The organism is Caulobacter segnis, from assembly GCF_029543125.1.
In the GTDB taxonomy this organism is placed as follows: Bacteria; Pseudomonadota; Alphaproteobacteria; order Caulobacterales; family Caulobacteraceae; genus Caulobacter; species Caulobacter segnis_D.
This window is the reverse complement of the sequence record NZ_JARQWW010000001.1, coordinates 40,425-54,417: the sequence shown is the minus strand read 5'-3', so window position 1 is coordinate 54,417 and position 13,993 is coordinate 40,425. Positions and strand designations below refer to the sequence as shown.

Annotated in this window: 13 protein-coding genes; 10 read left to right on the top strand and 3 right to left on the bottom strand. The window is 66.8% G+C overall.

All coding sequences use genetic code 11. From position 1 onward, the window contains the following. Nucleotides 1-9 precede the first annotated feature (9 nt). On the bottom strand, nt 10-1,002 hold the full coding sequence (locus P7B02_RS00260) for an RluA family pseudouridine synthase (protein ID WP_277784293.1): 993 nt from the start codon (nt 1,000-1,002) through the stop codon (nt 10-12). Nucleotides 1,003-1,093: 91 nt separating this feature from the next. Here P7B02_RS00260 and P7B02_RS00255 point away from each other — a divergent pair, with 91 nt between their 5' ends. Next, nucleotides 1,094-3,643, top strand: coding sequence for a TonB-dependent receptor (locus P7B02_RS00255; RefSeq protein WP_277784292.1), 2,550 nt, complete (start codon nt 1,094-1,096; stop codon nt 3,641-3,643). A gap of 111 nt (nt 3,644-3,754) precedes the next feature. Further along, a complete protein-coding gene (locus tag P7B02_RS00250) occupies nt 3,755-5,455 on the top strand; it encodes an alkaline phosphatase D family protein (RefSeq protein WP_277784291.1) in 1,701 nt (566 codons plus the stop codon). 58 nt (nt 5,456-5,513) lie between these two features. Here P7B02_RS00250 and hisI read toward each other — a convergent pair whose 3' ends face one another. Further along, on the bottom strand, nt 5,514-5,906 hold the full coding sequence (gene hisI / locus P7B02_RS00245; protein ID WP_277784290.1) for a phosphoribosyl-AMP cyclohydrolase: 393 nt from the start codon (nt 5,904-5,906) through the stop codon (nt 5,514-5,516). Nucleotides 5,907-5,956: 50 nt separating this feature from the next. Here hisI and P7B02_RS00240 point away from each other — a divergent pair, with 50 nt between their 5' ends. Further along, the gene (locus tag P7B02_RS00240) at nt 5,957-6,865 is read left to right on the top strand and encodes a DUF817 domain-containing protein (RefSeq protein WP_277784289.1); all 909 of its coding nucleotides are present in this window, start codon (nt 5,957-5,959) and stop codon (nt 6,863-6,865) included. 1 nt (nt 6,866) lies between these two features. Here the strand turns inward: P7B02_RS00240 and folE are convergent, their stop codons facing one another. Then, a complete protein-coding gene (gene folE, locus P7B02_RS00235) occupies nt 6,867-7,499 on the bottom strand; it encodes a GTP cyclohydrolase I FolE (protein ID WP_277784288.1) in 633 nt (210 codons plus the stop codon). A gap of 167 nt (nt 7,500-7,666) precedes the next feature. Between folE and cysS the strand changes: the two genes are divergently transcribed. The 7 genes from cysS to P7B02_RS00200 all read left to right on the top strand — a co-directional run bounded on the left by cysS (nt 7,667) and on the right by P7B02_RS00200 (nt 13,993). Beyond that, nucleotides 7,667-9,085, top strand: a complete 1,419-nt coding sequence (gene cysS / locus P7B02_RS00230) for a cysteine--tRNA ligase (RefSeq protein ID WP_277784287.1) — start codon at nt 7,667-7,669, stop codon at nt 9,083-9,085. A gap of 192 nt (nt 9,086-9,277) precedes the next feature. After that, nucleotides 9,278-9,796 carry a DinB family protein gene (locus P7B02_RS00225; RefSeq protein WP_277784286.1) on the top strand — a complete coding sequence of 173 codons (519 nt, stop codon included), beginning with the start codon at nt 9,278-9,280 and terminating at the stop codon, nt 9,794-9,796. 25 nt (nt 9,797-9,821) lie between these two features. After that, nucleotides 9,822-10,268: an SRPBCC domain-containing protein gene (locus P7B02_RS00220; protein ID WP_277784285.1), complete on the top strand. Its 447-nt coding sequence runs from the start codon at nt 9,822-9,824 to the stop codon at nt 10,266-10,268. Between the two features lie 5 nt (nt 10,269-10,273). After that, complete coding sequence (locus tag P7B02_RS00215; RefSeq protein ID WP_277784284.1) at nt 10,274-10,747, top strand: iron-sulfur cluster assembly scaffold protein; 474 nt, start codon at nt 10,274-10,276, stop codon at nt 10,745-10,747. A gap of 56 nt (nt 10,748-10,803) precedes the next feature. Next, a complete protein-coding gene (gene yidD / locus P7B02_RS00210; protein WP_277784283.1) occupies nt 10,804-11,097 on the top strand; it encodes a membrane protein insertion efficiency factor YidD in 294 nt (97 codons plus the stop codon). Beyond that, nucleotides 11,094-13,067, top strand: a complete 1,974-nt coding sequence (gene thrS, locus P7B02_RS00205; protein WP_277784282.1) for a threonine--tRNA ligase — start codon at nt 11,094-11,096, stop codon at nt 13,065-13,067. Before yidD ends, thrS begins: the two co-directional genes overlap by 4 nt. Next, nucleotides 13,064-13,993, top strand: a complete 930-nt coding sequence (locus tag P7B02_RS00200) for a glycosyltransferase family 2 protein (protein WP_277784281.1) — start codon at nt 13,064-13,066, stop codon at nt 13,991-13,993. Before thrS ends, P7B02_RS00200 begins: the two co-directional genes overlap by 4 nt.

Here is a 13,993-nt window from a genome sequence, read left to right as displayed (position 1 = left end):
GCATGATCGTCAAAGCGTGCCGAGCGCGGCTTCCAGCGCCGCCATATCGGCGGGCAGGGACGTCTCGAAGCGCAGGGTCTCACCCGTGATGGGGTGGACGAAGCCCAGGACCGCCGCGTGCAGCGCCTGGCGTGTCAGTCCGGCGCTGGCGATCGCTTCTCGCACTACGGGCGCGGGCGTGCCGGACCCATAGACGGGATCGCCCAGGCAGGGTGCGCCCTTGGACGCCATGTGGACGCGGATCTGGTGCGTGCGGCCGGTCTGCAGGCGGCAGGACACCCGCGCGGCCAAAGGCTTTTCCTGCGGGCCGAAGCTCTTCTCCACCGCGTAGTGGGTGATGGCCTGGCGACCGCCGCTCTTGAGCACGGCCATCTTCTTGCGGTCGCTGCTGGAGCGTCCGATCAGGGTGTCGACGGTCCCCTTCGATGGATGCGGCGCGCCGCGCGTCAAGGCCACATAGACGCGGTCGATGTCGTGCGTGGCGAACAGCTTGGACAGGCCCTGGTGCGCCGCGTCGGACTTGGCGGCGACCATCACGCCCGACGTCTCCTTGTCCAGGCGATGGACGATGCCCGGGCGCGCCACGCCGCCGACGCCGGACAGGCTGTCGCCGCAGTGATGCAGCAGGGCGTTGACCAGGGTGCCGCTGTCTGTGCCCGGCGCTGGGTGAACCGCCATGCCGGCCGGCTTGTCGATGACGATCAGGTGTTCGTCCTCGAACAGCACGGTGAGCGGGATGGCTTCCGGCAAAGGCTCCGCCGGGGCCGGGGGCGGGATGAGGATTTCGTACACGCCGACGACGGCCTTCGCCGAGCCGGACGTGACAGGCGCGCCGTCGCGGCGGATCAGCCCGTCAGCCATCAGCGCCTGAAGGCGCGCGCGAGAGAGATCAGGAACGGCGGCGGCCAAGGCCTTGTCCAGCCTGTCGCCGATTGCGCCGTCACCAATCTGCACCAGCCGGACTTCGAAATCGGTTTCGTCTTCAGGCAGGTCTTCGCGCATCGCGGTTCTTCATATAGGCGTCACAACCAAATTGCAGAACCGGGAGCAGCCGGCCGTTGCGCCGCTTCTCGGTTACCCAGGGGGATAATAGATGCGTCCGTTCCAAACCAGCCTGCTGGCGGCGGTCAGCTTCTCCGCGCTCTTCGCCGGAGCGGCTCACGCGCAGAACAACGACCTGATCGACGAGCTGATCGTCACTGCGCAGAAGCGCGAACAGGCCGCGATCGACGTGCCGATGGCCTTGACGGCCTATAGCGGCGACCGCCTGGAAAAGCTGGGCGTGCAGGACTTCCAGCAGCTCTCGCGCTTCACGCCGGGCCTGTTGGTCCAGGACCAGTCGCCGAACAATCCGGGCTTCGTGATGCGCGGCATCACCTCGGACTCCACCGAAGCCACCGCCGAGGCACGGGTGTCGGTGTTCCAGGACGGCGTCTCGATCTCCAAGGCCCAAGGCTCCTACATCGAGCTGTTCGATCTGGAGCGCGTCGAAGTGGCCAAGGGCCCGCAATCGACCCTCTACGGCCGCGGCGCCATGATCGGCGCGGTGAACCTGATCCAGGCCAAGGCTGATCCGTCGGCCATGTCCGCCTGGGCCAAGCTGGGCGGCGGCGACTACGGCCAGGTGAACGCCGAAGGTTACGTGAACCTGCCGCTGAACGAGCAATTCGCGGTGCGTCTCGCCGGTCGTCTGCGCGAACGCGACGGTTATGTGGACAACGCCCTGGGCGGTGACGCCTTCAACTCGATCAGCACCTATGCCCTGCGCGGCACCCTGTCGTACCGCTCGGGCGGCAAGCTGAGCGCCGACCTGATCTACAATTACCAGAACGACAATCCGACCGGCACGGCCTTCAAGTCCGGCGGCTTCTCGCCCGCCAGCCCGCTGACCGGCCAGGTCCTGGCCGGCCGCAAGGCCTGGGAGCCGGCGGCTCTCGCTTCTCCGGCCAGCTTCGGCGTGGGCGACCTGGGCGTCGACCGCACCGTGCAGGGCGCCACCGCCCTGGTGAACTATGAGCTGACCGACAGCCTGACCCTGGCCTCGATCACCGCCTGGCGTCAGTTCGAATCCAAGGAGGTCTATGATCCGGATGGTCTGGCTCTGCCGATCCTCACGGGTCTGAACCACGGCAAGGGCAACCAGTGGAGCCAGGAGCTCCGCATCAACTACGACGCTGGCGGCCGCTGGACCGGCTTCTTCGGCGGCGACTTCTTCCATGAAGACGGCAGCCAGCGCACGCCCGTTCAGTTCGACGAGCGCATGGGCCTGGCGGTCCTGACGGGCCAACTGAACGCCGGCGCCGCGGGCCTGGGCTTCGCGCCGACCACCCCGGCCCCCGCCGCCGTGTTCAACAACACCGCCTTCACCGGCGCCCTGGTGCAGGGCATCGCGGCGGGCCTCAGCGGCAACCGCCTGCTGCTGACCTCGGCCCAGGCCGCGGCCATCGCCGCCAACCTGCGCCCGAACCACCAGGAAGGCGCCATCAACCGCGGCGACCTGGACAGCATCGACGTGTTCGGCGACGTGACCTTCCGCGCCACCGAGCGCTTGGAGCTGTCGGCCGGCCTGCGCTGGACCCGCGACGAGAAGACCACCACCTTCTCCTCGGCCACCTTCGGCGGCCGCTCCGTCCTGGGCGGCGTCATCGGCGCGGCCCAACTGGCGGCGAGCGGAACCGCGGCCAACCTGGCCCTGGCCAACGGCATCGTCACCGCCCTGCAGTTGCCGATCGTGCAGCAGATCCCGACTTCTCAACTGCCAAACTTCGGCCTGACCTTCCAGCCGACCACCGGCAACGGCCAGGCCTTCTCGGCGGACAACGAGGACTCCAGCTTCACCTGGCGCATGGTCGGCCGCTACGCCCTGACGGACGACGCCAACATCTACGCCTCCTATGCTCGCGGTCGTCGTCCGGAAGTGATGCAGGCCGGGTCGCCAGCCACGCCGTACGCCGCCCCGCGTTTCGAGCGTGTGGAGGCCGAGACGGTGGACAGCTACGAAATCGGCGTGAAGACGCACCTGCGCGAGCAGGGCCTGCGTCTGGAAGGCGCGGTCTATTACTTCGACTACGACAACTTCCAGACCATCCAGCAGCAGGGGACGCTGTTCATCACGACGAACGCCGGCAAGGCCAAGGCCTACGGCTTCGAAGGCCAGGCGGATTGGGCGGTGACGGGGAATGTCGACCTGTTCGGCACCTACGCCTACAGCCACGCCCGCTTCGACGGCGGCGCCTATGACGGCAATCACTTCCGCCTGTCGCCGGATCACTCCCTGTCGCTGGGCGCTTCGTTCCGCGTGGACGCGCTGGGCGGCCAGTTCGACTTCCGCCCGACCTACAGCTGGCGTTCGAAAATCTTCTTCGACGACAACAACGACCTGCCACAATATCAGCGCCCGCCGCGCACCTTCGTGGCCGACACCGTCCAGGACGAGCTGCAGAAGGCCTACGGCCTGTTGAACCTGCGCCTGGCCTATACGCCGGCCGATTACCCGCTGGTGCTGGAGGCGTTCGTCAACAACGCCCTGGACAAGGAATACCTCATCGACGCCGGCAACACGGGCGACAGCCTGGGCCTGCCGACCTTCATCGCCGGCGCGCCGCGCATGTACGGCGTGTCGATGGCCTGGAAGTTCAACTAACCGCGTCCGTCATGGACCGGTCATAGGCCGAAGCTAAAGCCCCTGTCGTCGACGGGGGCTTTTTCTTTGTCCCAAGCTGTCGGACCATCGGGCCAAAACGAGGGGGAAACCATGAAGATCAATCGTCGAGGCGCGCTGGCGCTGCTGGGTTTCGGCGCGGCTGCTCCGGCGGGCGCGGTGACGCCTCCGAAGTCCTATGCCGGCAAGGTTTCTTTCGACCATGGCGCCGCCTCCGGCGACCCGCTGGCCGACCGGGTGATCCTTTGGACCCGGGCCACGCCCGCGGACCCGAAGACCGCCGAGACCATCGCCCTGCGTTGGGACGTGGCGTCCGATCCGGAGTTCAAGCACGTCGTCGCGCAGGGCCAGGTTCCGACGGATGCGGGCCGCGACTTCACGGCGAAAGTGGATGTGGCGGGCCTGAAGCCCGCCACTGACTACTGGTACCGTTTCCGTCAGGTCGTCGCCGGTCAGCCGCAGGCCGCGCAGGTGTCCGGCCGCACCCGCACCCTGCCCAGGGGCGCTACCAAGGACGTGGTGCTGGCGGTGGCTTCGTGCTCGCTGTACCCGGGCGGGTTCTTCAACGCCTATGGCGCCATCGCCGCCCTGCCGCGCGTGGATGCTGTGCTGCACCTGGGCGACTACATCTATGAGTACGGGGCGGGCCCGGAGGACTACGGCATGGCCGTGGGCTCGAAGATCGGCCGCACGCCGCAGCCGCCGCACGAGATCATCACCCTGTCCGATTATCGGACGCGTCACGCTCACTACAAGGCTGACCCGCAGCTGCAGGCGGCCCACGCCCGCGCGCCATGGATTGTGGTGTGGGACGACCACGAAACGGCCAATGACGCCTGGCTGGGCGGCGCTGAAAACCACAATTCCGACAAGGGCGAAGGCGACTGGGCCGCCCGCAAGGCCGCCGCGCTGAAGGCCTATTACGAGTGGATGCCGATCCGCGAGACGGCCAACGGCCTCGAAGGCGCCTGGCGCAGCTTCCAGTTTGGTGATGTGGCGACCCTGCTGATGGTCGAGACCCGCCTGACCGCCCGCAGCAAGCAGCTGGACTACGACACCGACCTGACCCTGGTGGACGGCAAGCCGGACGTGAAGGCTTTCGCCGCCAAGTGGATGGACCCGTCCCGCCGCATGCTGGGCGAGACGCAGGAAAAGTGGCTGGCCGGCGAACTGGCCGCCTCGGTCAAGTCGGGCACGGCCTGGCAGGTGCTGGGCAACCAGGTGGTCATGGGCCGCGTGGCCGCGCCGAACCTGCCCAAGACCATGGGGCCGGAGAAATGGGCCGCCCTGCAGGCCGGCCTGCCGGAGTTCGTGCAGACCCGCTTGGCGCAGGCCACGGCCCTGTCGGCTTTCGATGTGCCGAGCAACCTCGACAGCTGGGACGGCTATCCCGTCGAGCGCGAGCGGCTGTATGCGGCCTTCGCCGCCGCCAAGGCCGCGCCGATTGTTCTGGCCGGCGACAGCCACACCTTCTGGGTCAACGACCTGCATGACGCCGCCGGCAAGCGGGTGGCGGCGGAGTTCGGCGCCTCGTCGATCACCAGCCCGGGCTTCGGCGACTACCTGCCTCAAGCGCCGATCGGACAGGCGTTCGTGGAGCGCAACAAGGAGGTCCTGTTCTGCGACGCCCACGCCAAGGGCTTCGTGCTGCTGACCCTGACCAACGACAGCGCGCGTGGGGATCTGATGGCGGTCTCCACCATCACTTCGCCGCAGTACGAGACGCGGATCATCGCCACCTATCAGGTCGCCCCGGTGAAGGGCGGCGGGGTCGAGAAGCCGGCCAAGATCTGACGGAGAATTCGAAGACTCGCCCGCGATGATTTGGAAGACGCGGGCGAGACAACGAAGACTACGGCCGCTCCACCAGGCGGCCGTCCTCGGCCACGCGGTAGAAGCAGGACTTGAAGCCGACGTGGCAGGCGCCGCCGTCGCCCTGGGCCTCGACCTTGATCCAGACGGCGTCCTGATCGCAGTCCACCCGCAGCTCGACGACCCTCTGGATCTGACCGCTGGTCTCGCCCTTTTTCCAGAGGGCGTTGCGGGAGCGGCTGAAATAGTGCGCCTCACCTGTCTCCAGGGTCAGGCGCAGAGCCTCGGCGTTCATCCAGGCCAGCATCAGCACCTCGCCCGTATGGACGTCCGTGGCGACGGCGGCCACCAGGCCGTTGGCGTCGAAGCGCGGGGCGATGATGTCGCCGCGTTCCAGGGCATGGGTGTCGGGAGCGGTCGGGAAGCTGGTCATGCAAGGCTTATGGCGCTGAACGCGCCGCGATGCGATAGCGTCGTGCCGGCATGAACCTCAACGACCGCATCAAGGGCCGCGTGGCGGACATGGACCGCTGGGCGCGGCCCTGGGCCGAGCGCGGCCGTTGGCATGGCTACGCCTACGAATTCCTGCTGTTCGGCCTGAAGCAGGCCTGGGCCTGCCTGTTCGGGGCGGTGATGCTGGTGCTGCTGGTCGGCACCATGCTGCTGTGGCCGAAGGATGCGCCCTTCGCCCGCTACGACTTCCTCGTCATCGCCTCCATCGCCATCCAGGGCGGGTTGATCGCCCTGGGCCTGGAGAAGCCGCGCGAGGCGCTGGTCATCGCGATCTTCCATGTGGTCGGCACGATCATGGAGATCTACAAAACCGCCCACGGCTCCTGGATCTACCCGGAGTCGAGCCTGCTGCGGATCGGCGGCGTGCCGTTGTTCAGCGGCTTCATGTACGCCTGCGTCGGCAGCTACATCGCCCGCATCTGGCGGCTGTTCGACATCCAGTTCATCAACTACCCGCCGATCTGGGCGCCGTGGATCCTGGCCCTGCTGGCCTATCTGAACTTCTTCACCCACCACTACCTGCCGGACATCCGGGTTGGGCTTTACGTCCTGTCACTGGTGATCTTCGGGCGCAGCTGGTTCACCTTCACGCCCGACCTGAAGATGCGGCGAATGCCGGTGGTGGTGGGGCTGCTGCTGGTGGCCCTGTTCATCTGGTTCGCGGAGAACCTGGGCACCCTCGGGCGCGCCTGGGTCTATCCCAGTCAGGAGTACGGCTGGCGCATGGTTTCGATCTCGAAGCTCGGGGCCTGGTACCTGCTGATGCTGCTGTCCTATGTGCTGGTGTCGCTGGTCCATCCGCCCAGGGAGGCGGACGTGAAAGAGGCGCGGACCGGACGGCACGCGCCTCTATCGGATCAGATCGACCAGACCGCCTGAACTACTTCCGGTTCACGAAGTCCAGGAAGCGCTGGCGCAGGTCGGCGTCGGTCTTGAAGACGCCGCGGAACTGGGTGGTGATGGTCGACACGTCGCGGTGGTGGACGCCGCGCGTGGTCATGCACTGGTGCTCGGCGTCGATCAGCACGGCCACGCCGGCCGGCTTCAGGCTGTCGCAGATGGCGTCGGCGATCTGCTGGGTCATGGTCTCCTGGGTCTGCAGGCGGCGGGAGAAAATCTCCACCACCCGCGCCAGCTTGGAGATGCCCACGACGCTGTTGGTCGGCATGTAGGCGACATAGGCCCGGCCCAGGAACGGGGCCATGTGGTGTTCGCAGTGGCTCTCCACCTCGATGTCGCGGAGCATGACGAGGTCGTCATAGCCCTGCACGTCCTCGAAGGTGCGCGACAGCTCCTTGGCGGCGTCGGCCTGATAGCCGGAGAACCAGTCGCCATAGGCGTCGACGACGCGCTTGGGGGTGTCGATCACGCCTTCGCGGCGCGGATCGTCGCCGGCCCAGGCGATCAGGGTGCGGACCGCCTCCATGGCCTCTTCGCGCGACGGGCGCTTCACGGGTTCAAGATCAACACCGGGCACGCCGATGAGGGTTCGCTCGCGGGTAGAAGCGTCCATGTCTGTCGAGGTCTTTCCAGGGCTGAGTTGCGCCGGAGCGCCTGTCGCCCCGGAATTACGCGTGCCACCCTTCACATCGGCGCGTCGCTCTAAGCGTGGTCATGCGCCGGACAGATAGCTATATGGGGCGCCCCACCCCCTCCGCAACCTCTGCCGTGACGTCACCTATGACCCTGAAGCTGTACGACACCATGGCCCGCGAAAAGCGGACCTTCGTTCCCGCCGATCCTGATCGGGTGACGATGTATGTCTGCGGGCCGACGGTTTACGGCTACGCACACATCGGCAACGCCCGCCCGGTGGTGGTCTTCGATGTGCTCTATCGCTTGCTGCGCAAGGAGTTCGGCGACGACGCGGTGGTCTATGCGCGCAACGTCACGGACGTGGACGACAAGATCAACGCCAAGGCCGCGGAAGAGGGCGTCGACATCTCGGTGATCACTGAGCGCTACCTCGCCGCCTATCTCGAGGACATGGACGCGCTCGGCGCGCTTCGTCCCAATCTGCAGCCCAAGGCCACCGAGCACATGGGCGCGATCATCGAAATGATCGGCAAGCTGGTCGAGAACGGCTCGGCCTACGCCGCCGAAGGCCACGTGCTGTTCGACACCCAGAACTTCAAGGACTACGGCCAGCTGTCGGGCCGTCCGCTGGACGACATGATCGCCGGCGCCCGGGTCGAGGTCGCGCCCTATAAGCGCCATCCTGCCGATTTCGTGCTGTGGAAGCCGTCCAAGCCCGGCGAGCCCGTTTGGCAAAGCCCGTGGGGCGAGGGGCGCCCCGGCTGGCATATCGAATGCTCCGCCATGATCGACGCGCAGCTGGGCCTGCCCATCGACATCCACGGCGGCGGCATCGACCTGCAGTTCCCTCACCATGAGAACGAGCTGGCCCAAGGCCGCTGCGCCCATGGCCTGCCGACCTACTCGCGCTACTGGATGCACAACGGCTTTCTCGACATGGCCGGGGAGAAGATGTCCAAGAGCCTGGGCAACGTGATCCTGCCGCACGAACTGCTGAAGAAGGTGCCGGGCGAAGTGATCCGCTGGGCCCTGCTGAGCGCGCACTACCGTCAGCCCCTGGACTGGACGCCGGAGCTGATCGAGCAGAGCCGCGAGGCGCTGGACCGCTGCTACCAGGCCCTGCTCGACGCCAAGCGTCTGGGCGTGGACGATCCGGACGACGCGCGTGAAAGTGACCTGAAGGCGTTCTATGAGGCCCTGTCGGACGATCTGAACACGCCGGCGGCCTATGCGGCCCTGTTCTCGCTCTACCGTGACCTGCGCGAGCAACTCACCCTCGTGGAGCGCAAGGAAGCCTCGATCAGCCAGGCGCGGCGCCGTCTCGCCGCGCTGCTGGAGGCGGCCAACGCCCTGGGCTTCCTGACGGCCGATCCCGAAACCTGGTTCCAGGGCGCCGCTGGCGACGACCTGAAGGCCAAGGTCGAAGGCCTGATCGCCGCCCGCTTCGAAGCCCGCAAGGCCAAGGACTGGGCGCAAGCCGACGCCATCCGCGACGAGATCGCCGCCCTGGGCGTCGAGGTCATGGACGGCCCGCAAGGCGCGACCTGGCGGTTGAAGGAGTAGAAACTCCTCCCCTGCGAAGCGGGGGAGGGGGACCATGCGCAGCATGGTGGAGGGGGCGACCCCATCCGCTGAGCCCAGTCACGCCCCCTCCACCGCTATCGCGGTCCCCCTCCCCCGTTGCACGGGGGAGGAGTGGCGGCGGCTTGTTCTCCAAGCGCGACTCCGCTTTGTTCCCGCGCGGGGGAGTATTCGATGAGCCTGCACGAGCACTGCCGGATGATGGCCGGGTACAACGCCTGGGCCAATGCGACGCTGTATGGGGCCTGCGCCAAGGTCTCCGACGCGGACTACAAGTCCGACCAGGGGGCGTTCTTCCGCTCCCTGCATGGCGCGCTGAACCACATCCTTCTGACCGACCGCATCTGGGGCGCGCGGTTCAATGGCCGCACCGCGCCGTCCTGGACGCTCGACACCATTCTGTTCGACGACTTCGGCGCCTTGCGCGTGGCGCGGGAGGTGGAGGACGGCAAGCTGGTCGACTTCGTGGCCCGGCTGGACGAAGAGCAGTTGGCCGCCGATTTCCGCTGGACCCGCAAGGCCGACGGGATGCAGGTGGCTCAGCCCCTGTGGGCGGCCCTGGCCCACCTGTTCAACCACCAGACCCACCATCGCGGGCAGGCGCACGACGTGTTGACCCGCTTGGGACATGAGGCCCCGTCGCTGGATCTGGTGATCTATCAGCGCGAAAGCGGGATCGGTTTCCGCGCCTGACGGGTCCTGTGCTAAAGGGCGCGCCATGACCTTCAAGTACGAACACCGCATCGGCGTCCAGGCTCCGGCCGAAGTCGTTTGGGAGCTGCTGGCCGACCTGCCCGGCTGGGCGTCGTGGAATCCGCTGTATCCCGGCGCGGAGGGCGCGATCCGCATCGGCGCGCCGCTGGTTCTGACCGACGCCGACGGCGACAAGCTCGAGACCACGGTGATGGAGTGGGTGCCCTACGAGCAGCTCCACCTGCGCCGCAGCGGCATGAACGGCTTTGTCCGCTCGATCCGCTATTTCGAGATCGAGGCGATGAGCAACAACGGCGTGATCTTCTCCAACGGGGAGCTCTATGCCGGCCTGGGCAGCTTTCTCATCAAGAAGCAGCGCGGGGCCATCAAGGCCGGTTTCGAGGCCATGGGCGAGGCCCTGCGCCAAAAAGCCGAGGCCATCTGGCAGGAACGCCAGGTCAGCGCCAAATAAGGCCGATGATCGACGACCTCTATTCCGCGCGCGTCCTCGCCCTGGTGGCGGACATGCCGCGCGCCGGCCGGCTGGCCGCGCCGCAAGGCAGCGCCGAGAAGGTCGCCAAGCTGTGCGGCAGCCGAATCATCGTCGATGTGACCCTCGATGAGCAGGGGCGGGTGGCCGACTATGCGCAGGACGTGAAGGCCTGCGCCCTGGGCCAGGCCACCGCCGCGGTGCTGGGCGCGCACGTTCTGGGGACCGATCTTGCCGAGCTGACGCTGACCCGCGACGCGCTGCGTGCTATGCTGAAGGCCAATGGTCCCGTTCCCACGGGGCGGTTTTCGGAGCTTTCCGTGCTGGAGCCGGTGAAGGATTATCCCGCCCGCCACGCCTCGACGCTGCTGGCGTTCGAGGCCGCGGTCGAGGCCGTCCAGGCCGCGTCGAATGTCCGCGACGTGACGAAAACACGAACTAGCAGCGCCGGCGCCGCTTGATCCTTTCGCAGCATCTGCGATAACGGGTTAAGTTATTACTGTACGGCTGCGCCGGCATGAACCTCTACGACCGCACCATCGACTGTGCCTTAAAGGCCTATAAGTCGATCCTTTCGCCTCTCTTGGGGCCAAGGTGTCGTTACATGCCGACGTGTTCGGAGTATGCGGCACAGGTCTTGAAAGGGCATGGACCTGTCAAAGGCTCTTGGCTGGCGTTCCGGAGAATCTGCCGTTGTCACCCATTTGGGGGATGGGGCTACGATCCGCCGCCGGTTAATCCTGCGACATCGCGTGAATCAGTTGGGCGCGAAGACGCCGAACGATCACGCCGATGGAAATGTGAAGCATGATCGACCTTGAGTTTCCCGACGGTTCTCACCGTCAGTATCCGAAGAACGCCACGGGCCGTGACGTCGCCGCCTCTATCTCCAAGTCCTTGGAGAAGAAGGCCGTGCTCGTGCGCCTGGACGGCAAGCTGTACGACCTCGACCGCCCGCTGATCGAGGGCGGCAAGTTCGAGCTGCTGACCCGCGACGCCGCCGACGTCCTGGACACCATCCGTCACGACACCGCGCATATCCTGGCCCAGGCCGTGCAGGAGCTTTTCCCCGGCACCCAGGTCACGATCGGCCCGGCCATCGAGGACGGTTTCTACTACGACTTCGCCCGCGATGAGCCGTTCAGCCTGGACGATCTGCCCAAGATCGAGGCGAAGATGCGCGAGATCGTGGACCGCGATGACAAAATTCGTCGCGAGGTCTGGGATCGAAATGAAGCCATCGCGCATTTCGAACAGATCGGGGAAGTCTATAAGGCCGAGATCATTCGCGATCTTCCCGAGACGGAGGCGATCAGCGTGTACTGGCAGGGGGACTGGAAAGATCTCTGCGTCGGTCCGCACCTGCCTTCGACCAAGCACATCGGCAAGGCCTTCAAGCTGACCAAGCTGGCCGGCGCCTACTGGCGCGGCGACCACAACAACGCCCAGCTTCAACGCATCTACGGCACCGCCTGGGCCACCGAGGCCGAGCTGGAAGCCTATGTCACCCGCCTCGAGGAGGCGGAGAAGCGCGATCACCGCAAGCTCGGCCGCGCCATGGACCTCTTCCACATCCAGGAAGAAGGCCGGGGCATGGTGTTCTGGCACAAGCAGGGCTGGGCCCTGTGGCGCACGCTGGAGGCCTATATGCGTCGCCGGCTGGACGCCGCCGGCTATATCGAGGTGAAGACGCCCCAGGTCCTGGACCGCTCCTTCTGGGAGAAGTCCGGCCACTGGGAGAAGTACCGCCCCAACATGTTCGTCTGCGAGACGGTGGAGGGCGAAGAGCTCTCGCTGAAGCCGATGAACTGCCCGGGCCACCTGCAGATCTTCAACTTCGGCCAGAAGTCCTATCGTGACCTGCCCCTGCGCATGGCCGAGTTCGGCGCCTGTCACCGCTACGAGCCGTCGGGTTCGTTGCATGGCCTGATGCGCGTGCGCGGCTTCACTCAGGACGACGCGCACATCTTCTGCCGTGAAGACCAGATCGAAGACGAGACGGCGAAGTTCATCACGCTTTGCCAGACCGTCCATGCCGAACTCGGCATGACCACCGACCACATCGCCCTGGCCACCCGGCCGGAGCAGCGCGCCGGTTCGGACGAGTTCTGGGACAAGGCCGAGACCCAGATGCTGAACGCCGCCCGCAAGGCCGGCGTGGAGCCGATCATCGCCGAGGGCGACGGGGCGTTCTACGCGCCGAAGCTCGACTTCATCGTCAAGGACGCCATCGGCCGGACCTGGACCTGCGGCACGATCCAGCTGGACTACGTCCTGCCGGAGCGCCTGGGCGCGGAATATGTGGCCGAGGACGGCTCAAAGCAGCGTCCGGTCATGCTGCACCGCGCGATCCTGGGCTCGTTCGAGCGCTTCATCGGCATCTTGATCGAGAACTACGGCGGGGCGTTCCCGCTGTGGCTGGCGCCGACCCAGGTGACGGTCGCCACGATCACCTCGGACGCCGACGACTACGCCAACAAGGTCGCCGAGACGCTGCGGGCCGCCGGCCTGCGGGTCACGACCGACCTGCGCAACGAGAAGATCAATTACAAGATCCGCGAACATAGTCTCGCCAAGGTTCCGGCCATTGTCGTGGTCGGCCGCAAGGAGGCCGAGACTGGCCAGGTGGCGATCCGCCGCCTGGGCGGGGAGGGGCAACTGATCCTGTCGCTGTCGGACGCGGTGAACGCGCTGACCGACGAAGCCACGCCGCCGGACCTGCGGACCGCACCCTTCGTGCGGCCGGCAGCTCGGACCGGCGCAATGGTGGAGCCTGCATGAACGTCTCTGTTCGTCCCGTATCTGAATTGATCGCGGGCGCCACGCCCGTGACGCCTGGCGTCTCCGTCGTGATGGTCGTGTACCGGACCGGCGAAGCCCTGGCGTCGAGCATCGATCAGGTGCTGGCCGAGCCGATGGTCGATGAGTTCATCATCGTCGACAACGGCTCGGACGAACGGGACGAGCAGATGCTGCGCACCCTGGAGCGGGCCGATCCCCGGGTCCGTCTGCTGCAGGGGCACGGCAATGTCGGCTTTGCCAAGGGCGCCAACATGGGCGCGCGGGCGGCTGGCGGACGGCATGTCGTCTTCCTCAACCCTGACGCCTTCCTGCAGCCCGACTGCGTGCGCAGCCTGGTCCAGGCGCTGAAAGGGCGGCCGATCCCCAGCCTGGTCGGCGCCTGCGTGATCAACGAGGACGGCACCGAGCAGCGCGGCGCCCGCCGCGGCGAGGTGACCCCGTGGACCAGTCTGCTGTCTTTCGGCCAGCTGTCGCGCCGTTTCAGCAGCCTGAAGCGATACGAAATCCACCGCGAGACCACCGATCCGCTGCCCACGGCGACGGTCCCGACGCCGACCATCTCCGGCGCCTGCTTCGCCATGCGCCGCGAGGATTTCGAGGCCCTGGACGGTTTCGACGAGAGCTTCTTCCTCCATGTGGAGGATATCGACATCTGCTGGCGCGCCCGCGAGCTGGGCGGCGAGGTCCTTTTCCAGCCGGCCGCCAAGGTCGTCCACCTGGGCCACACCAGCCTGAAAAGCCCGCTCTTCGTGGAGTTCCACAAGGGCATGGGCCTGGCCCGCTACTTCATCAAGCGCGCCAAGAGCTTCGGTCCCCGCGCCGCCGCCGTCCTGCTGGCGCCGCTGGTCATCGGCATGGCGGTCTCCCGCCCGGCCCTGTGGAAGCTGACCGGCCAGCGCATCTAG